Origin of the sequence: Mycobacterium shinjukuense, assembly GCF_010730055.1 — a bacterium.
GTDB classification, from domain to species: Bacteria; Actinomycetota; Actinomycetes; order Mycobacteriales; family Mycobacteriaceae; genus Mycobacterium; species Mycobacterium shinjukuense.
In genome coordinates this window covers 526,107-543,672 of sequence record NZ_AP022575.1, presented here as the reverse complement: position 1 = coordinate 543,672, position 17,566 = coordinate 526,107, and the positions used below count along the sequence as shown (strand labels likewise).

Genomic DNA, 17,566 nt, shown 5'->3' with positions numbered 1-17,566 from the left:
CGCTTGCCGGCGGACGTTCGCCAGGATTTCGGGATTTGTGAAACTCGCTGGTGTCAGCCGGTGTGCGCGCGGCCAATCGCGACGCCGGTGGACGCGGGTGCGGGGCGCGGCACGTGGCCTGCTGGCTCGAGTGTGTGAGCGGGATTCGGTGCACCGTCGGAAGTCGGGAAATGCGCTGGTCGCGGCCGATCGGTGGCGCACCAATCGTTGAAGGGCGCCAACTCGTGCGGGGCTCGCTACCCTGTGCCCATGCGACACTGGCCGGCTGGTTGGGCATGACACGCTTTCTGGCGCGCCGGTTACTCAACTACCTCGCGCTGCTCGCGCTGGCCTCGTTTTTGACCTACTGCCTGACCTCGCTGTCGTTCTCGCCGCTGGAAAGCCTGATGCAGCGCAGTCCACGACCACCCCAAGAGGTCATCGATGCCAAGGCCCATGACCTCGGCCTGGATAAGCCCATACCGATCCGCTATGCCAACTGGGTTTCGCATGCGGTTCGCGGCGATTTCGGGACCACGATCACCGGCCAGCCGGTCGCCGACGAACTGGGCCGCCGCATCGGCGTCAGCCTGCGGCTGCTGGTGGTTGGCTCGGTGGTGGGCACCGTGCTGGGCGTGGTGATCGGGGCATGGGGCGCCATCCGCCAGTACCGGCTCAGCGACCGCCTGGTCACCATGCTGGCGCTGCTGATACTGAGCGCACCGACGTTCGTCATCGCCAACCTGTTGATCCTGGGCGCACTGCGGGTCAACTGGGCGCTGGGCATTCAGCTCTTCGACTACACCGGGGAGACCTCACCGGGGGTGACCGGCGGGGTGTGGGCAAACCTCGGCGACCGCGTGCAGCACCTGGTCCTGCCGTCGCTCACGCTGGCGCTGGTCGCTGCCGCCGGCTACAGCCGCTACCAACGCAACGCGATGCTCGACGTGCTCGGGCAGGATTTCATTCGCACCGCGCGCGCCAAGGGGTTGACCCGCCGACGCGCGCTGGTCAAACACGGGCTGCGCACCGCGCTGATACCGATGGCCACGCTGTTCGCCTACAGCGTGGCGGGCCTGGTCACCGGGGCCGTTTTCGTCGAAAAGATCTTCGGCTGGCACGGCATGGGCGAATGGGCGATCCGGGGCATCTCGACCCAGGACACCAACATCGTCGCGGCCATCACGGTGTTCTCCGGCGCGGTGGTGTTGCTGGCCGGGCTGCTCTCCGACGTCATCTACGCCGCCCTGGACCCCAGGGTGCGGGTGTCATGACCGCCCCGGCCGAGGCAGCCGAGGCGGCCGAATTCACCTCGCGGCGCACCCTGGTGCTCCGCCGCTTCCTGCGCAACCGAGCCGCGGTGGCCTCGCTGGGGGCACTGGTGCTGCTGTTCATCGGCTGCTATGCGCTGCCCGCGCTGCTGCCCTACTCCTATGAAGACCTCGATTTTGACGCGCTGCTGCAGCCACCGAATGCCCGTCACTGGATGGGCACCAACGCGCTGGGCCAAGACCTGCTGGCCCAGACGTTGCGGGGCATGCAGAAGTCGATGCTGATCGGTGTCTGTGTCGCGGTGATATCCACCGGCATCGCTGCTACCGTCGGGGCCGTCTCGGGATACTTCGGGGCCTGGCGGGACCGGGCGCTGATGTGGGTGGTCGACCTGCTGCTGGTGGTGCCCAGCTTCATCCTGATCGCCATCGTCACGCCACGAACCAAGCATTCGGCCAACATCATCTTCCTGGTCTTGCTGCTGGCCGGTTTCGGTTGGATGATCAGTTCCCGGATGGTGCGCGGCATGACGATGAGCTTGCGTGAACGCGAATTCATCAGGGCCGCACGGTATATGGGCGTCTCCAGCCGACGGATCATCGTCGGCCACGTGGTGCCGAATGTGGCGTCCATCCTGATCATCGATGCCGCCCTCAACGTCGCCTCGGCCATCCTGGCCGAAACCGGTTTGAGCTTCCTTGGTTTCGGCGTTCAGCCGCCGGATGTGTCGCTGGGCACCCTGATCGCCGACGGGACCGGATCCGCGACCACCTTCGGTTGGGTGTTCTTGTTTCCCGCCGGGGTCTTGGTGCTGATCCTGGTGTGCGCCAACCTGACCGGCGACGGCCTGCGCGACGCGCTGGACCCCGGCAGCAGAACCCTGCGGCGCGGCGGCCCATGAGCCCGCTGCTGGAAGTCGCCGACCTGGCCGTCACCTTCGGAACCGATGGCGATCCGGTGACCGCGGTTTGCGGCATCAGCTACCGCGTCGACCCCGGCGAAGTGGTGGCGATGGTCGGTGAATCCGGATCGGGCAAGTCCGCTGCGGCGATGGCGGTGGTGGGCCTGCTGCCGGACTACGCCACCGTCAGCGGCTCGGTACGGCTGCGGGGCACCGAACTTCTGGGGCTCGCCGATGACGCGATGTCACGGTTTCGTGGCAAGGCCATCGGCACGGTGTTCCAGGATCCGATGTCCGCGCTGACCCCCGTCTACACCGTCGGTGACCAGATCGCCGAGGCGATCCAGGTGCACCAACCCCGCGTCGGCAAGCGGGCCGCCCGCCGGCGTGCGGTGGAATTGCTTGACCTGGTGGGGATCTCACAACCTCAGCGGCGCGCCCGCGCGTTTCCGCACGAACTTTCCGGCGGAGAACGCCAGCGGGTGGTGATCGCCATCGCGATCGCCAACGATCCGGACCTGTTGATCTGCGACGAGCCCACCACCGCGCTGGACGTCACCGTGCAGGCGCAGATCCTCGAGGTGCTCAAGACGGCGCGCGACGTCACCGGCGCCGGAGTGTTGATCATCACCCACGACCTCGGGGTGGTCGCCGAGTTCGCCGACCGGGCGCTGGTGATGTATGCCGGCCGGGTCGTCGAGTCGGCCCCCGTGGATAGCCTCTACGACGATCGCCAGATGCCCTACACCGTTGGGCTTTTGGGTTCGGTTCCGCGGTTGGATGCCGCGCAGGGCACCCGGCTGGTCCCCATTCCCGGGGCGCCCCCGTCGCTGGCGGGCCTGGATCCGGGGTGCCCGTTCGCGCCGCGCTGCCCGCTGGTGATCGATGAATGCCGGGTGGCGGAACCCGAATTGGTCGAGGTGGCGGCCGATCACCGGGTGGCCTGCATCCGCACCGGCGAAGTCGCCGGGCGCAGCGCCGCCGACATCTACGGGGTCAACATCGAGGCCGGCGCGCCGGCACCCGGTGACTCTCCGGTCGTCGTACGGGTGCGTGATCTGGTCAAGACCTACCCGCTGACCAAGGGCGTGGTGCTGCGCCGCGCCATCGGTGAAGTCCGTGCGGTGGACGGCGTCAGTTTCGAACTGCGGCAGGGCCACACGCTGGGCATCGTCGGTGAATCCGGCTCGGGCAAGTCGACCACGTTACACGAGATCTTGGAACTGGATGCGCCACAATCGGGCTCGATCGAAGTGCTGGGCGCCGACGTCGCTGCGCTGACCCCGTCGAGCCGGCGAGCGTTGCGACGCGACATTCAGGTTGTCTTTCAGGATCCGGTGGCGTCGTTGGATCCTCGCCTGCCAGTCTTCGACCTGATTGCTGAACCGTTGCAAGCCAACGGCTTCAGCAGAAACGACACGCACGCGCGGGTCGCCGAGCTACTGGACATCGTGGGACTGCGCCGCGCCGACGCCAGTCGCTACCCCGCCGAGTTCTCCGGTGGGCAGAAACAGCGCATCGGTATCGCGCGGGCGCTGGCGCTGCGGCCCAAGATCTTGGCCCTCGACGAACCGGTGTCGGCACTGGACGTCTCGATCCAGGCGGGGATCATCAACCTGTTGCTCGACCTGCAGGATCGCTTCGGTTTGTCGTATCTGTTTGTGTCGCACGATCTTTCGGTGGTCAGGCACCTCGCCCACCAGGTTGCGGTGATGTTCAAAGGCGCCATTGTCGAGCAGGGCGACAGTCAGGAGGTGTTCGGCAATCCGAAACACGAGTACACCCAGCGACTGCTGGGCGCGGTGCCGCGACCGGAGCCGGGCCATCGTGGCCAGCAGGGCCATCGGAGCAATCGTGGCTAGCCGGCTCGTGGAGCGCTGGGCCCGCCGTGTCGCGGCGGTGGTGTTCGTCTCCGCTGTGGCGGTATCCGGGTGCTCGGCGGGCGGCCAGCTGACTCCCGCACCCGCCGGCAACACCACATTGGGCACCACCAGCGATATCAACCCGCGCGACCCCGCTACCCTGCAAGACGGCGGCAACCTACGGCTATCGCTCAGCGATTTCCCACCCAACTTCAACATCCTGCATATCGACGGAAATTCGGCCGAGGTAGCAGGGATGCTGAAAGCCACCCTGCCCAGCGCGTTCGTCATCGGGCCGGACGGCTCCGCGACGGTCAACACCGACTACTTCACCAGCGTCGAACTGACCCGCACCGCGCCACAAATCATCACCTACACCATCAATCCCAAGGCGGTCTGGTCCGACGGTACGCCGATCACGTGGCGGGACATCGCCAGCCAAATCCATGCCACCAGTGGCGTGGACAAGCGGTTCGAGATCGCGTCCCCCAACGGCGCCGATCGCGTCGCCTCGGTCACCCGGGGTGTCGACGACCGGCAAGCCATCGTGACCTTTGCCAAGCCCTACGCCGAGTGGCGCGGCATGTTCGCCGGCAACGGCATGCTGCTGCCCGCCAGCGTGACGGCGACGCCGGAGGTGTTCAACAAGGGCCAACTGGACGCGCCGGGCCCGTCCGCCGGCCCGTTCATCGTGTCCACCCTGGACCGGGCCACGCAGCGAATCACGTTGACCCGCAACCCCAAATGGTGGGGGAACCGCCCGCGCCTGGACACCATCACCTATCTGGTACTCGATGACGCGGCGCGGCTGCCCGCGCTGCAGAACAAGACCATCGACGCGACCGGAATCGGCTCGCTGGACCAGCTCACCATCGCCGAGCGCACCAGGGGCATCGCCATCCGGCGGGCGCCGGCCCCCAGCTGGAGCCACTTCACCTTCAACGGCGCACCGGGGTCGATCCTGGCCGACACGGCGCTGCGGCTGGCCGTCTGCCGGGGAATCGACCGGCGGACCATCGCCAAGGTGGCCCTGTATGGGCTGTCCAGTGATCCGGCGCCGTTGAACAACCACATCTTCGTCGCCGGGCAGGAGGGCTATCAGGACAACAGCGGCGTCGTCGCATACGACCCGGACCGGGCGAAGCGGGAACTGGACGCCCTGGGCTGGAGGCTCAACGGCAAATTCCGGGAGAAGGGCGGCCGCCGGCTGGTCGTGCGGATGTTGTTCTACGACGCGCAGGGCAGCAGGCAATTCGCGCAGATCGCGCAGCACAGCCTCGCGCAGGTCGGTGTCCAGCTTGAACTGCAATCCAGGTCCGGCAGTGGCTTTTTCAGCAACTACATCAACGTCGGAGCCTTCGATATCGCGCTGTTCGGCTGGGTCGGCGACGCGTTTCCGCTGTCGGCGCTCACCCAGATTTACGCCTCCGACGGCGAGAGCAACTTCGGCAAGATCGGCAGCCCCCAGATCGACGCCGCCATCCAGCAGACGCTCGAAGAACTCGATCCCGGCAAGGCCCGCGTGTTGGCCAACGAGGTCGACAAGCTCATCTGGGCCGAAGGATTCAGCCTGACGCTGACCCAATCTCCAGGCACCGTCGCGGTTCGCAGCACGCTGGCCAATTTCGGTGCGCGCGGCCTGGCCGATCTGGACTACACCGCCATCGGGTTTATCCGGAGCTGAACGTGGCGCAGCGGCTTGGGTATCGCCGGCAGCGCGCCCTCGGCCCCGGCCGCCACCGCGACGGCCTTCCACAGCAAGCGCAGTGGCGCACGCGGCGCCAGCGCGTCCAATCTGTGCGCCCGGGCGGCAAGCCCGCCAAATTCGCCACGCCGCACCGCCCCAGCGGCGATGTCCAGGGCGGCGGGCTCACGAGAGTCCAACGCGCTGTGCCCCATCATCGGGAGCGTCACCAGCACGGCATTCGGCAGCAGCGACACCGCCCGCTGCGCCACCGCCGGCGGCGTGACGAGATCGCGGCCACCGGAAACCACCACCGTCGGCCAGCCGAATCTCGGCATCTCGGACCACAAGTCATAGGGCTCGGCCTCGAAAGCCACGGTATCGGCGAGAATTTCACGTATCGCGACGGCAGGGTCCAGCGGCAGGCCGTCGGGCTCGGCCGCATAGTCGAGTTCCCGGCAAGCGATGCGAGCCACCAGATCCACTTCGTAGCGATACGGAACCTTACGGTCCGCTGTGTTCGCCAGTCGAAACAGCTAGCGCCACAGCATCGTTCGTCCGGCATGCAACAGATCGAGCTGACGGTCGAGCACCGCGGGCCCGCAGTGGCCATACACGGTCGCGGCGACCTGCCCCGCCGAGGCGGTCATCACCCCGGCGTCGACGAGCCGGCGCACCTTTGCCGCCAGGGCCGTGGTCTTTGGACGCTCACCCATCAGCAGCAGCCGGCGAATGGCGTCGCGGATCAGTGCAATGTCGTGGTGGGACAGCACCGGTGAATCGAGGATCATCGCCCGCACCCGGCCCGGATGGCGCACGCCCACCCCCGCCGCAACATAGCTGCCGTACGACGTGCCATAGACGACGGCGGACCCGACGCGAGCGTCGTCGAGCACCGCGGCCACATCGTCGACCACCTGAGTGACCGTGAGCGCGGGGGCGGCAGGACGGCGCCGAAGGCGTCGTGACGCGACATCCCGACGCCCCGGTGCTCGATCATGATGACGTCCAGACCCGCGGCGGCGGCGCGCCTCCGTAACCCTTGGTACATCCGCACGGACGCCACTCCGGGGCCACCGGGGATGATCACCAGCGGATGTGCGGACATGCGGCCGGTGCGTACGTAGTACAGGTCGAACTCTGTGGTGTCCCCCGGCGACATCGGCCGACGCACCGGCCGCACGCCGGGCAGCGCCGCCAGTTTGTCGTGGACCCGGCGCCGTTTCGCGTTCATGGTCAGCCGCGGATCAGGTCGGCGGCCTTCTCCCCGATCAGCACCGACGGCGCATGGGTGTGGCCACGAATCGTGCTGGGGATCACCGAGGCGTCGGCGACCCTGAGCCGGTCGACACCGCGAACCCGCAGCGCCGGATCCACCACGCTGGCTGGGTCACTGCCCATCCGGCAGGTGCCCATCGGGTGATACAGGGTGTGCGAGCACGTGTTGAGCGCCAACTCCAGGGTGGCCTCGTCCAACTCGGCGCACTGACGCGGCCGCGCGATGGACCCGAGCAGGCCTTTGAGCGCGGGGGCCTGGGCGATCCGGGCGCACATCCGAAGGCCCGCCATCATCGCGGCACGGTCCACGCCGGCGGGGTCGGACAGGTAACGCGGTTGGATCACCGGCTTGGCATGTGGGTCGGCCGACCGCAGTGTGATCTGGCCGCGGCTGTGCGGAGCGACCAGGATCGGCCCGAACACCACGCCGTGACAGGACGGCCCCACCAGCGCCTCGTCATAGAACGGCGCCGGGGCAAAGATCAGCTCGAGGTCGGGCAGCTCGAGTTCCGGTCTGCTGCGGACGAATCCGTATGCCTCGCCAACATTGGAGGTGAGCATGCCGCGGCGGCGCAGCAGATAGTTGACCAACTGCTTGGGCTTCTCGGCGGCGAACAAGCTGCCGTCTTCGACGTCGAAGCCGAGCGGGGTGACCAGATGGTCGAGCAGGTTTTGCCCTACTTCCGGCGCGTGGTAGACGGTGTCGATGCCGTGCTCGCCGAGCTGGTCGCGATCACCGACGCCGGAGAGCATCAGCAGCTGCGGGCTGTTGACGGCGCCGCCGCAGAGCACCACCTCGCGCCGGGCATAGGCGACGGCGGTTTGGCCGGCGCACCGGTATTCCACGCCGACCGCCCGGTTCCGGTCGATGACGATGCGGGTCGCGGTCGCGCCGGTGAGCACGGTGAGGTTGGTGCGCCGCATTGCCGGTTTCAGATAGGCGTCGGCGGCACTGCACCGGGCTCCTCGCCGCTGGGTTACCACGGTCTCGCAGAAGCCTTCCGGGACAGCGGAATTCGGTTGCACCGAGGCGAATCCACACTCGCGTGTGGCCGCCAGCCAGGCGGCGGTCAAGCGGCTGGGGCTGCGCTGACGGGAAATGCGCACCGGGCCACTCACCCCACTGTTATCGCCGCTGACGAAGTGCCAGGCGGCGGTGACGTTCTCGATGCGGCGGAAGTAACCGAGCGCCTCGGCGTAGCACCACCCGGGACCGGCTCGGGAGGCCCACTCGTCGTAGTCGGCGCCAAATCCGCGGACCCACATCATCGCGTTCATCGACGAGGAGCCTCCGAGCACCTTGCCACGGGGCCAATAGATCTCGCGTCCGCCCAGCGCTGGCTGCGGTTCGGTCAGGTAATCCCAGTCGATTTCGCTGCGGAACAGCTTGGAAAAGGCGGCCGGGATGGAGATGAATTTGTTCGTGTCGCGCGGCCCGGCTTCCAGGGCCAGCACCGAGGTCGCCGGGTCAGCGCTGAGCCGATTGGCGAGGACCGCCCCGGCTGAGCCGGTCCCGACGACCACGTAGTCGCGCTGAATGTCCATCATGCATCCCCGTTTCGGGCTCAGTGTATGACGTCGAGATCGATGCGGTGCGCGCCCGTGACCCCGTCGTAGCGGTCGGGGCTACAGGTCAGCACGATCACCTGCGCGTGGGCGCCCACGGCGTCGAACACCTCGCCCATCCTGGCCAGCCGGTTCGGATCGGTGAACCCCAGCGCGTCGTCGACCACCACCGGCACGGTGTCCTCCTTGGCGACCAGGGCCGCGCCGGCAAACCGCGCCAGCATGCCGAGCTGCTCCTTGGCCCCGCCCGACAAGGATTCATAGGGCACCGTGGCGTTATCCAGCGTGCGGCTGCGGATCCGCAGGTCGCTGTCGACGTCGACCTCGAAGGTGGGCCCAAACACCGGCCGGCCGAGCCGCTGTAGTTCGGCACGGTAGGGCTCGACATAGCGCAACCGGGTGGCATCGCGGTGCCGTGTCATCACCGACCGCAGCAACTGCGCCGCCCGGGCCCGGCGCCGGACCCGGGTATGTTCGCTGGCGGCGTGCTCGAGCTCGGTCCGGGCGGCGTCGAGCTTGCCCTTGCGACCCTCGCTGCCGAACACCGACAGCTCGATGCTGACCTCGCGCAATTCGTGGACGGTGTCGTCGTGGCGTCGGCGCAGCGTTTCCGACCATTCGGTGGCCTCGGCCAGTTCGGCCGCCACCGCGTCGGGCGCGGTGGCGGCCAGGGCGTCGGCCAGTTCGGCCACTCGCCGATCGGCGTTCTGCAGGGCGCGCAACTCCCCCGCTGCCGCGGCGGCCAGGTCGTCGTCGCTGACCGCCGCCCGTTGCTGGGCCAGCCGGGCGGTAACCGCGTCGAGCTCGGCGCGCTGGGCCGCCACGTTGTTCTGCAAAACCGTTACCCGCGTGCATGTCTCGGCGAGCCGACGGCTGGCGTCGGCCGCGCTGCGGCGCCGGCTCTCGTACTCCGCCTGCGCGGCCACACAAGCCGCCTCGGCCGCGTCCAGTTCGGCGCGTGCGGCGGCCGAGTCCGTCTCGAACGGCTCGGGTGCCGCCGGTTGAGCGGCGTGCAGCCGTGCCAGCCTCGCGCGGAGCTGGTCCACGTCGTCGTCGCCGCGCAGGCCGGCCAGCGTTGCGGTCAGCCGGTCGCGGCGGCCCTGCAGGTCGCGCCGCCGCTGGTCGGCGGATCGTGCCGCGGCCACGTCGGCAACCTCACCGGCGGCCAGCGCGGCGGCGAGTTCTTGTTGTGCGGCAACATACTCGGCCCGAATGTCGAGCGCGGTCGCACCCGGGGTGACCCGCGCGGTCAGCACGCCGGGAACCTCCAGCTCGGTGGGGCCGGTGGCGGTGAGCGACCAGCGTTGGCCCGCGGCCAGCGAGACCCGCTGGTCACCGACGGCGAGCTCGATGTCGGCCGCGGCGGTGAATTCCACGACGGCCGAGAGCAATGCCAGCTGCCCACCGCTGCGATCGACAGCGGCCACGGCGTTCTCGATGCGACGCAGCAGCTCCTCGGTCAGGGCGATGGCGGACAGCTCCGCGCAGACCCGGTCACGGTCACGCTGGATATCGTCGATCTTGGTCAGCAGGGCACGCAATCGGTCCGCCTCCACCCGCTCGGCGATCCGGTCGAGGGCGCGCCGGGCGAACTCGGCACGTCGTTGGGCGGCCGTCACGGCTTCGGCGGCCCGCTCGGCCGCGGCCTCGGCGGCCTCGGCGTCCGCGGTCGCCACCACCTGCTGGCCGGCCGCCTCGTGGGCTTCGGCCTCCAGTTCGGCGACAGCGGCCGTGCGAGTGGCGACCTCGGCGACCAACCCCAGCCGTCCGGTGTGCGAGGCGGCGGCCGTGGCACTGGTCGCGGCCGCGGCCGCGGCGACCAGTTCGGCTTCGCGCAGTTGGGCCGTGAGGGCGGCGAGCGCGTCGGCGGCGGCCTGCGCGGCCCGCAGCCGAGGGCCCGCCGCAAGCCGTTGCTCGGCCAGCTCGGCCGCCCGCTGTGTCAGTTCGGCGTGCCGCCGGACCCGGTCGTCGACCTCGGCCATGGCCGCCGCGCACCTCGCGACCGCGGCCTCGGCATCGGCCAGCCGGGAGATCGCGGCGGCCCACTCCCCGGTCGGACGCCCGGTGGGCGTGAAGTAGCGGGCGTGCTCGGCGTCGATTCGCTCGATGAGCACCGGCTCGGTGCCCGACAACGCGGCATCGTCGCCGGCGGCGACATCGAGCGCGCGCGACAACGCATCGCAGCCGGACAGATCCACCGCCTCGGTCGAGGCGGCCTGCACCACCCGCTGGGCACGCCACAGCTCGGTGTCCACCGTCTCGGCCAGCATCGCGCGGACCCGTTCGTGCGCTTCGTCGCCGGTCAGCTGTTCGCGGCGCGGCGCCAACACGGTCAACTGCGTCTCAGGTTTCTTGTGAAATCGCTTGCGGTAAACGAAACGATAAGGGCCGCTGCTGATCTCGGCAGTGACCTCGGAGCCGACGTCGGCGTGCGTCGGCTTGACCTGCCTGACTTCCTTCTTTGTGGAGCGGTCCTTGAACTCCAGCAGAAGGTCCAATGCCTCGACCATCGAGGTTTTGCCGATCTCGTTGGCGCCGCACACCACCACGACGCCACGGTCGGGGAACTCGATCTCCCGGTGGGCGACACCGCGGTAATTCGTCAACACCAGCCGGTGTAGCTTCATGCCGCACCCCGGTTGGTGAGCCTAAGCAACAGCGCCAGCGCCGCTTGAGCGTCGGCCGCAGACTCGTCGTCGCCCGCGCGCGCCGTGGCGACGAGTTCGTCGACGGCCGCCGCCGCGAACCCCCCGATGCCGAGGTCGCTGAACTCGCCATCCGCGGGTATCACTGCCAGGTCGGTGTGCCGCTCCCACAGGCCCAGCCAGGCGAACAACCGCGCATATTTGTCCAGACAGGCATCCAGTGCCGCCCGGTCGGTGACCGTCAGCGAACCGGTCAGTGCCAGCCGCACGACGGTGCGGTCCTTGTCTCGCAGCTGATCCAAATTGAGGTCCAGGTCGGCGATTTCACGGTTACTGTCCACCTGGTGATGCAGCGTGACGAACCGCCACCGGCCGACCTGCCGGGCTTCGACCGCGACGTGGCGTTGCGGATCGCTTTCGTCGACGTCGACGACCAGCACATGACCGGGGTCGGCCTCGACATCGTCGAAGTTGGTGACCTCCGGTGATCCGGCGTACCACACCCGGCCGCTGCCGCCGACCTGGGTGAGCGAATGCCGATCGCCGAGGGCCGCATAGTGAATCGTCCCGCGGGATATCGCGTCATCGAGCTCGGCGAGCCGAATCAGCGAGGGTTTGTCACGGTCGGGATCCAGCACGTCGACGCCGCCATGGGCGACGAGCACGCGGCTGACGTCGGCCGGCGGCAGGCCGTCCAGGACCTCGGCGACCAGGTCGGTGGTGGGCGCCTTGGACCGCCACGGCGCCGCGACGATCTCCACCCCGGGCCGGACCTCATGGACACCGGCTCGGTCGAGCACGACGACGTTGTCTGGGCGTTCGGCGGTGAACAGCGCGCCGGTGTACACCGAGGACGCGTCCAGTGGATCGTGATTGCCCGGCAGCAGGTAAACCGGAATGCCGATGGCGCGCATGGCCTCCAAGGACTGACCGATGACCCGTGGGGCGATCTGATTGTGTTCGAAGACGTCACCGGCGACCACCACGAATTCGGCGTTCACCTCGGCGGCCAGCGCGCCGAGCCCGGCCACCGCGTCGCGGCGGGCCGCCGAATAGCGTGGCTGGGCGTCGCCGGCAAGGAAGTGACGGGTCATGCCCAGCTGCCAATCCGCGGTGTGCAGGAATCGCATTCCGTCTCTCCTGAGAGGTGGCTGTCAAGGCAAGGCGAGTCTAGGTCTGGGTACCGACAAGTCGCGGGACCTCGCCCGGCAGGTCCGAGCTGCGATCCGGGACGGGGGTTTCTGGACCGCGCCGCGCGTGTCGTCGTGTTCACTGGATTCTCTTGTGTCACTGTGGTTTCAGCCGTCTCCGGGCGGGGTATCTTGTCGGTGCCCGCCGCTAGTTTGGGCGTATGGATCGGCAGGTGATCACCGCGGCCTTTGATGGGCTCGATGCCGCGGTGGATGCGGTGTTGGGGTTGGATGTTGAGGTGTTGAGCACCCGGGAGCGGCTGGTGTTGCTGGAACGGGTGGAGCGGGTGCGCCGCCGGCCGAGCATTCATTGATCAACGAGCTGGCCCGCCCGGCCAGCGCCGAGGGGTTGGGCGGCGACCTGGCGCAAGCGATCGCCGAGTGGACGCTGATCAGCCGTCCCAAGGCCGCCCGCCGCATCGCCGAGGCCGCCGAGTTGGGCCGCGGCGCGCGCTGACCGGCCAGCCGCTGGCGCCGGTGTTGGCGGCCAGCGCGGCCGCCCAACGCGCCGGGCGGCTGGGGGGTCGATGCGCCCACCCCCGACTGCGCGGAGGCCACGCTGGCCAAGGAAGACACCCGGTTTCGGCCCGAACAGCCGGCCGGGCTTGCCGACAAACTCGCCGACTGCCGCAACCCCGACGGCACCTACGAGGACGACGACGACCCGGCGTAGTGATCCCGGGTTCGTCGCTGCATTAGCGTGAGCCCGGTGAGTGAGCAACACCTCCATCTCGTGCTGATGCGACACGCGAAGTCGGCGTACCCAAACGGCGTCGCCGACCACGACCGACCACTGGCGCCACGCGGCGTACGGGAGGCCAGGCTCGCCGGTGATTGGCTGCGCGCCAACCTGCCGCCAATCGACGGCGTGCTGTGCTCCGCGGCGGCGCGCGCCCGGCAGACCTTGGCGCACACCGGCATCGATGCCCCGGTGCGTTACACGCAGCGCCTCTACGGTGCCGCCCCCGGCACCGTGATCCAGGAGATCAACCAGGTTTCCGACGAGGTCAAGACCCTGCTCGTAGTTGGGCACGAGCCGACGACGTCGGCCGTGGCGATCATGCTCGCCGGCGCCGGCGGCACCGACACAACGGCGGCACAACAGATCTCACAGAAGTTCCCGACGTCGGGCATCGCCGTGCTGCACGTCGCAGGTCGCTGGGAAGATCTCGAACCCGGCGGCGCCGCGCTGGTCGGCTTCCACGTGCCGCGCCCGACGTGACGGCTCCACTCGCTATCAGCCGTGTGCACCGGACGTTCCGGGGCTGCCGAAAAGCGCTCCGCCGCTGCCGCCGGGCCCGCCGTCCGCACCGGTCCCGGGGACGGCGCCGACGCCACCGGCCCCGCCGGCGCCGCCGTCTCCACCGTTGCCGATCTGCCTGGCGTTGCCGCCCGCTCCCCCGCCCCCGCCGTCGCCACCAGAAGACCCGAGCGTGCCGGCGCCGCCGGCGCCACCCGCCCCACCAATCCCACCGTTGCCGTACCACCATCCGCCGGCGCCACCGGCCCCCCCGGCACCACCATCGCCAGCGCTGGAGCCGATAGGCCCAGTGCCCTGGCTTTCCCCGCCGGCCCCTCCGGCCCCGCCGGCGCCGCCGTCGCCAATCTGCCCCGCGCCACCGCCGAATCCGCCGGCGCCACCGTCCCCGCCGGAAGCCCCTGACGTGCCGTTGCCGCCGGCGCCGCCGGCACCGCCAGTCCCGCCGCTGCCGTACAGCCACCCGCCAGCGCCGCCGTGACCGCCAAGCCCACCATTGCCACCGGACCTGCCTACGCTCTCGCCGGCGCCGCCGGCGCCACCGGCCCCGCCGGCCCCGCCGGCGCCGATCAGCCCAGCGGCGCCGCCCCTACCGCCATCCCCGCCGAGCCCACCGTTGATCGCGCCAGCTTCGCCGGACCCGCCAGCCCCGCCGGACCCGCCGGCCCCGCCGGTGCCGTACAGCCACCCGCCGGCACCGCCCGAGCCACCCACGCCACCCTTGGCGCCCATTCCCCCGAATTGCGGGTCATCCCCACCGGCTCCGCCGGCCCCGCCGGTCCCGCCGGCGCCTAGCAGTCCGGCGGCACCGCCGTTTCCGCCGTCTCCACCGGGCCCGCCCTGCACCGCACCCGGCTCGCCGTCCCCGCCGGCCCCGCCGTTTCCCCCGGCCCCGCCGGCGCCATACAGCCACCCCCCGGTACCGCCGTCGCCGCCTCTCCCACCAGACTCACCGAAAACACCTAGGCCGGCACCACCGGCGCCGCCGGATCCGCCGACCCCGATCAGCCCGGCTGCGCCCCCGGCTCCGCCCAACCCGCCGGACTGCGCCGAGCCGGCTCCGCTCATCCCGCCGGCCCCGCCGGCCCCGCCGTTGCCGAACAACAGCCCGCCGGTGCCGCCGATGCCGCCATTCCCACCGAACCCGGAGGAGATAACGGGGCCGTCCCCACCGGCCCCGCCGGCCCCGCCGGCCCCGATCAGCCCAGCGGCACCGCCGGCCCCACCATGGCCGCCGGCGCCGACGCCGCGGAAGGTGAACCCGCCGTCACCACCGGTGCCGCCATCGCCGTACAACCAGCCACCACGACCACCGGCCCCACCGTCACCACCGGCGCCGGCGGCTCCAAAGCTGGTGGAGTTGCCGCCGTGACCGCCGGCCCCGCCCGCACCCAGCAGCCCGGCCAGACCGCCGGCCCCGCCGAAGCCGCCGGCGCCACCGGCGGTGGTACCCCCGCCGGCCCCACCAGCCGCCGCGTTACCCCACAACCACCCCCCGTTGCCGCCGACCCCGCCGGCCCCACCGGCCAAGCCCCCGGTACCGATCCCACCGGCCCCACCGGCCCCGCCATGACCGATCAAACCCGCATTGCCCCCCGCACCGCCGGGCAAGCCCAGCCCGCCCGAGGTTCCGGCCGCTCCGCCGGACCCACCGTTGCCGTACAGCCACCCGCCCTGACCGCCGGCGCCGCCGGCCAAACCCGGGGCCAGCCCGCTGCCGCCGGCCCCGCCATGGCCGATCAACCCCGCATCACCCCCAGCACCGCCGGGCCCACCGTTCCCTCCGTTGCCATACAACAACCCCCCCGGCCCCCCGGCTTGGCCCGGCGCCGTCCCATTGGCGCCATCCCCGATCAGCGGGCGCCCCAACAACGCCTGGGTGGGCGCATTGATGTAGGCCAGCAGCGTCTGCTGGGCATTGGCGGCCTCGGCGCCCCCATACGCGCCACCCGCGCTGTTGAGCGCCTGCACGAACTGCGCATAAAAACCCGCCGCCTCCGCACTGACCACCTGATAGGCCTGGGCGTGACCGGAAAACAACGCCGCAACCGCCGCCGACACCTCATCCGCGCCAGCCGCCAACAGCCCGGTGGTCGGGGCCGCCGCGGCCGCATTGGCCGCACTTAGCGCCGAACCAATCCGCGCCAACTCCCCAGCCGCCGCCGACAGCGCCTCCGGCGCCACACCCACAAACGACATCACGTCGCCTCCCACCATCCAAGACGACACCAAGGACTCACCTTGGGATCCCTGACAGAAAGAAACCAACGCATTGTCGAAGCAAGCCGCCCACGACGCCAGAGCAAACTCCACACACCCGGACAATCCGAGTGTGCAACGTGCACAACACGTGTCGTCCCTGACCGACATCGTGGGCGCCAAGACTCATCGCAGCACGATGGTCGGCGCCCGCGACCAGCACACCGTGTCACAACGCGTCGCGGCGGCGAAGGACCCACCCGCGCACCGGCACCGCTAAATCCGTTGCCGCGAAGCCAACGTGACCCACAGATGACACCCCCGTGTCGTCACGATCGCCCGGCAGCAGCCGGTGCTCGTTTCGACCTGACAGCGGCCGCCACACCGACTATCACGAAACTCGTTGGACTGCAGAATCATCGGATCGTGCGGTCGGACCGCCTATAGGGGGTGAGTGATGCACCCGGGCGCTACGGGCTTAGGCGTTGGTGGCCAGCGTCAGCTCCATCAGTTTGATCGCCTGCCCACAGGCGTCGATACCGGGCGCCTGCGGGTTGACCCACCAGCCGACCACCCCGGCCGCGTCGCTGGCGACTCCGCATGCCCCGTTGGGATCACCCGTGCGCATCACGATCGAGTCGATGCCCTGGATCGTGCGGTTCTCGATCTGGTATCTCAGGCCCTCGGCGACCTTGCGCTCGTTGCTCAGGCTGCCCTGCTCGAACCAGAACCGGGTGATGTCGATCAGACCGGCCGGGTTGGCCGCCTGCCATCGGCAGATCGCGCCCACGAATGTGCTTTGAATGTCGAGCGGATCGGCGCCCACGGTCTTGGCCAGGATGTCGGTGGTTAGGATCTCGCATTCCTTGAGCAGGTTCGGATACTGCTTTTCGGAGTTGTCGTTGCGCGGCACACCACCCGCGCCCGCCTTAACGGCCGTGCCGGTAACCGACTTCGTGCAACCGGTCATGACCAGCAAGGCGGTGAGCAAGCCAACCACAACGACCAGCACACGCCTCATTTCGCGGCCGCAATCGATTGGCGGGTCAGCTCTTTGGCGATGTCGCAGGGCGGCGGGAACGGCTTCTGGTTGAAGCTCACCGACCACTCGATGAAGTCGTCGTTGAACTGGATTCCGACTTCACACAACGAGTCACCCAGGCTGGGCTCGTTGCCGATGGCGATGAAACCGTTATGGCCGTCGATGTTGATGTCCTCGACGCTGGCGCGCGACAACTCCTCGGTCTTGCGTTCCCGCCCGATCGGGCTGCCGCGGTACCAGGAGAACGAGAAATGCGGGCCCATGATGCCGCCACCGGCCAGCCATTGGCAGCCCACCGAATTCTTGGCGGTGTTGACCAGCCCGGCCACCCTGGTGAGCTCGGCCACCGTCTGATCGCTGACGCCACCACACTGTGGGAAGAAGGGGCCGTGGCGGCCCTCCCCGCCGCTCGGCGTCGACACGATCGTCGCCCCCGGTTTGTTCTCGCCGGAACTCGAGCACCCCGCAACCACCGGGCTCAACGCCATCAGGGCCGACACCGCCAGGGTCAGCGTCGTCGCTTTAGGCCGCACCGCTACCTACTCTGTTGGGTCTGCTGCTGCTCCACAGCATGCACTGTAGCCGCAGCCCCGCGGGTCAACCACCGACACGCCACCTGATCAGGCATTTCATCCGCGACCGTGCGCCGGGTGCCCGCACCGGGCCGGCGCGGTATGCGACAGTTACCCA

The 17,566-nt window shown here is 69.6% G+C and carries 15 protein-coding genes and 1 pseudogene; 9 read left to right on the top strand and 7 right to left on the bottom strand.

All coding sequences use genetic code 11. The features are described from left to right. Positions 1 to 275: 275 nt before the first annotated feature. The 4 genes from G6N20_RS02450 to G6N20_RS02435 are packed head-to-tail and all read left to right on the top strand — an operon-like array spanning position 276 to position 5,698. Positions 276 to 1,253: an ABC transporter permease gene (locus tag G6N20_RS02450; RefSeq protein WP_083047811.1), complete on the top strand. Its 978-nt coding sequence runs from the start codon at positions 276 to 278 to the stop codon at positions 1,251 to 1,253. Beyond that, positions 1,250 to 2,152: an ABC transporter permease gene (locus tag G6N20_RS02445; RefSeq protein WP_083047797.1), complete on the top strand. Its 903-nt coding sequence runs from the start codon at positions 1,250 to 1,252 to the stop codon at positions 2,150 to 2,152. The genes G6N20_RS02450 and G6N20_RS02445 overlap by 4 nt, the downstream gene beginning before the upstream one ends. Continuing rightward, positions 2,149 to 4,014, top strand: coding sequence for an ABC transporter ATP-binding protein (locus G6N20_RS02440; protein ID WP_083047799.1), 1,866 nt, complete (start codon positions 2,149 to 2,151; stop codon positions 4,012 to 4,014). Before G6N20_RS02445 ends, G6N20_RS02440 begins: the two co-directional genes overlap by 4 nt. A 7-nt stretch (positions 4,015 to 4,021) precedes the next feature. Beyond that, a complete protein-coding gene (locus tag G6N20_RS02435) occupies positions 4,022 to 5,698 on the top strand; it encodes an ABC transporter family substrate-binding protein (protein ID WP_372516321.1) in 1,677 nt (558 codons plus the stop codon). Here the strand turns inward: G6N20_RS02435 and G6N20_RS02430 are convergent. The 4 genes and pseudogenes from G6N20_RS02430 to G6N20_RS02415 form a co-directional block, all read right to left on the bottom strand. Then, positions 5,668 to 6,938 (bottom strand): annotated as a pseudogene (locus G6N20_RS02430) (alpha/beta hydrolase). The gene G6N20_RS02435 and the pseudogene G6N20_RS02430 overlap by 31 nt on opposite strands. Continuing rightward, on the bottom strand, positions 6,935 to 8,521 hold the full coding sequence (locus G6N20_RS02425; protein ID WP_083047815.1) for a GMC family oxidoreductase: 1,587 nt from the start codon (positions 8,519 to 8,521) through the stop codon (positions 6,935 to 6,937). The pseudogene G6N20_RS02430 and the gene G6N20_RS02425 overlap by 4 nt, the downstream one beginning before the upstream one ends. Positions 8,522 to 8,541: 20 nt before the next feature. Beyond that, positions 8,542 to 11,169, bottom strand: coding sequence for an AAA family ATPase (locus tag G6N20_RS02420; RefSeq protein WP_163662777.1), 2,628 nt, complete (start codon positions 11,167 to 11,169; stop codon positions 8,542 to 8,544). Next, positions 11,166 to 12,317, bottom strand: a complete 1,152-nt coding sequence (locus G6N20_RS02415) for a metallophosphoesterase family protein (RefSeq protein ID WP_083047803.1) — start codon at positions 12,315 to 12,317, stop codon at positions 11,166 to 11,168. Before G6N20_RS02415 ends, G6N20_RS02420 begins: the two co-directional genes overlap by 4 nt. A 221-nt stretch (positions 12,318 to 12,538) precedes the next feature. On the opposite strand from G6N20_RS02415, the gene G6N20_RS21890 reads away from it, so the two are divergent. From G6N20_RS21890 to G6N20_RS02405, 4 genes are all read left to right on the top strand, one after another. Further along, the gene (locus tag G6N20_RS21890) at positions 12,539 to 12,691 is read left to right on the top strand and encodes a hypothetical protein (protein WP_179961508.1); all 153 of its coding nucleotides are present in this window, start codon (positions 12,539 to 12,541) and stop codon (positions 12,689 to 12,691) included. Next, positions 12,688 to 12,834, top strand: a complete 147-nt coding sequence (locus G6N20_RS21885; RefSeq protein ID WP_179961507.1) for a hypothetical protein — start codon at positions 12,688 to 12,690, stop codon at positions 12,832 to 12,834. The genes G6N20_RS21890 and G6N20_RS21885 overlap by 4 nt, the downstream gene beginning before the upstream one ends. A gap of 102 nt (positions 12,835 to 12,936) precedes the next feature. Next, positions 12,937 to 13,050, top strand: a complete 114-nt coding sequence (locus tag G6N20_RS21880; protein WP_308206062.1) for a hypothetical protein — start codon at positions 12,937 to 12,939, stop codon at positions 13,048 to 13,050. A gap of 66 nt (positions 13,051 to 13,116) precedes the next feature. Beyond that, complete coding sequence (locus G6N20_RS02405) at positions 13,117 to 13,599, top strand: SixA phosphatase family protein (RefSeq protein WP_083047817.1); 483 nt, start codon at positions 13,117 to 13,119, stop codon at positions 13,597 to 13,599. Between the two features lie 15 nt (positions 13,600 to 13,614). Here G6N20_RS02405 and G6N20_RS02400 read toward each other — a convergent pair whose 3' ends face one another. Next, complete coding sequence (locus G6N20_RS02400) at positions 13,615 to 15,834, bottom strand: PE family protein (protein ID WP_163662774.1); 2,220 nt, start codon at positions 15,832 to 15,834, stop codon at positions 13,615 to 13,617. A gap of 151 nt (positions 15,835 to 15,985) precedes the next feature. Between G6N20_RS02400 and G6N20_RS21690 the strand changes: the two genes are divergently transcribed. After that, complete coding sequence (locus G6N20_RS21690; RefSeq protein WP_263992203.1) at positions 15,986 to 16,114, top strand: hypothetical protein; 129 nt, start codon at positions 15,986 to 15,988, stop codon at positions 16,112 to 16,114. A gap of 198 nt (positions 16,115 to 16,312) precedes the next feature. Here the strand turns inward: G6N20_RS21690 and G6N20_RS02395 are convergent, their stop codons facing one another. Both G6N20_RS02395 and G6N20_RS02390 read right to left on the bottom strand, forming a co-directional pair. Continuing rightward, entirely contained in the window at positions 16,313 to 16,855 is a 543-nt protein-coding gene (locus G6N20_RS02395; RefSeq protein WP_083052449.1) for a DUF3558 domain-containing protein, read from the bottom strand. Next, positions 16,852 to 17,364 (bottom strand): DUF3558 domain-containing protein, encoded by a 513-nt coding sequence (locus tag G6N20_RS02390; protein WP_083052460.1) that lies wholly within the window; start codon positions 17,362 to 17,364, stop codon positions 16,852 to 16,854. Before G6N20_RS02390 ends, G6N20_RS02395 begins: the two co-directional genes overlap by 4 nt. Positions 17,365 to 17,566 lie beyond the last annotated feature (202 nt).

Bases quoted from the DNA above. Each gene is read 5' to 3' on its own strand.
- G6N20_RS02400 (WP_163662774.1), bottom strand. From the start codon at position 15,834: ATGTCGTTTGTGGGTGTGGCGCCGGAGGCGCTGTCGGCGGCGGCTGGG.
- G6N20_RS02415 (WP_083047803.1), bottom strand. From the start codon at position 12,317: ATGCGATTCCTGCACACCGCGGATTGGCAGCTGGGCATGACCCGTCAC.
- G6N20_RS02450 (WP_083047811.1), top strand. From the start codon at position 276: ATGACACGCTTTCTGGCGCGCCGGTTACTCAACTACCTCGCGCTGCTC.
- G6N20_RS02425 (WP_083047815.1), bottom strand. From the start codon at position 8,521: ATGGACATTCAGCGCGACTACGTGGTCGTCGGGACCGGCTCAGCCGGG.
- G6N20_RS02390 (WP_083052460.1), bottom strand. From the start codon at position 17,364: ATGGCGTTGAGCCCGGTGGTTGCGGGGTGCTCGAGTTCCGGCGAGAAC.
- G6N20_RS02405 (WP_083047817.1), top strand. From the start codon at position 13,117: ATGCGACACGCGAAGTCGGCGTACCCAAACGGCGTCGCCGACCACGAC.
- G6N20_RS02420 (WP_163662777.1), bottom strand. From the start codon at position 11,169: ATGAAGCTACACCGGCTGGTGTTGACGAATTACCGCGGTGTCGCCCAC.
- G6N20_RS02440 (WP_083047799.1), top strand. From the start codon at position 2,149: ATGAGCCCGCTGCTGGAAGTCGCCGACCTGGCCGTCACCTTCGGAACC.
- G6N20_RS02445 (WP_083047797.1), top strand. From the start codon at position 1,250: ATGACCGCCCCGGCCGAGGCAGCCGAGGCGGCCGAATTCACCTCGCGG.
- G6N20_RS02395 (WP_083052449.1), bottom strand. From the start codon at position 16,855: ATGAGGCGTGTGCTGGTCGTTGTGGTTGGCTTGCTCACCGCCTTGCTG.
- G6N20_RS21890 (WP_179961508.1), top strand. From the start codon at position 12,539: ATGGATCGGCAGGTGATCACCGCGGCCTTTGATGGGCTCGATGCCGCG.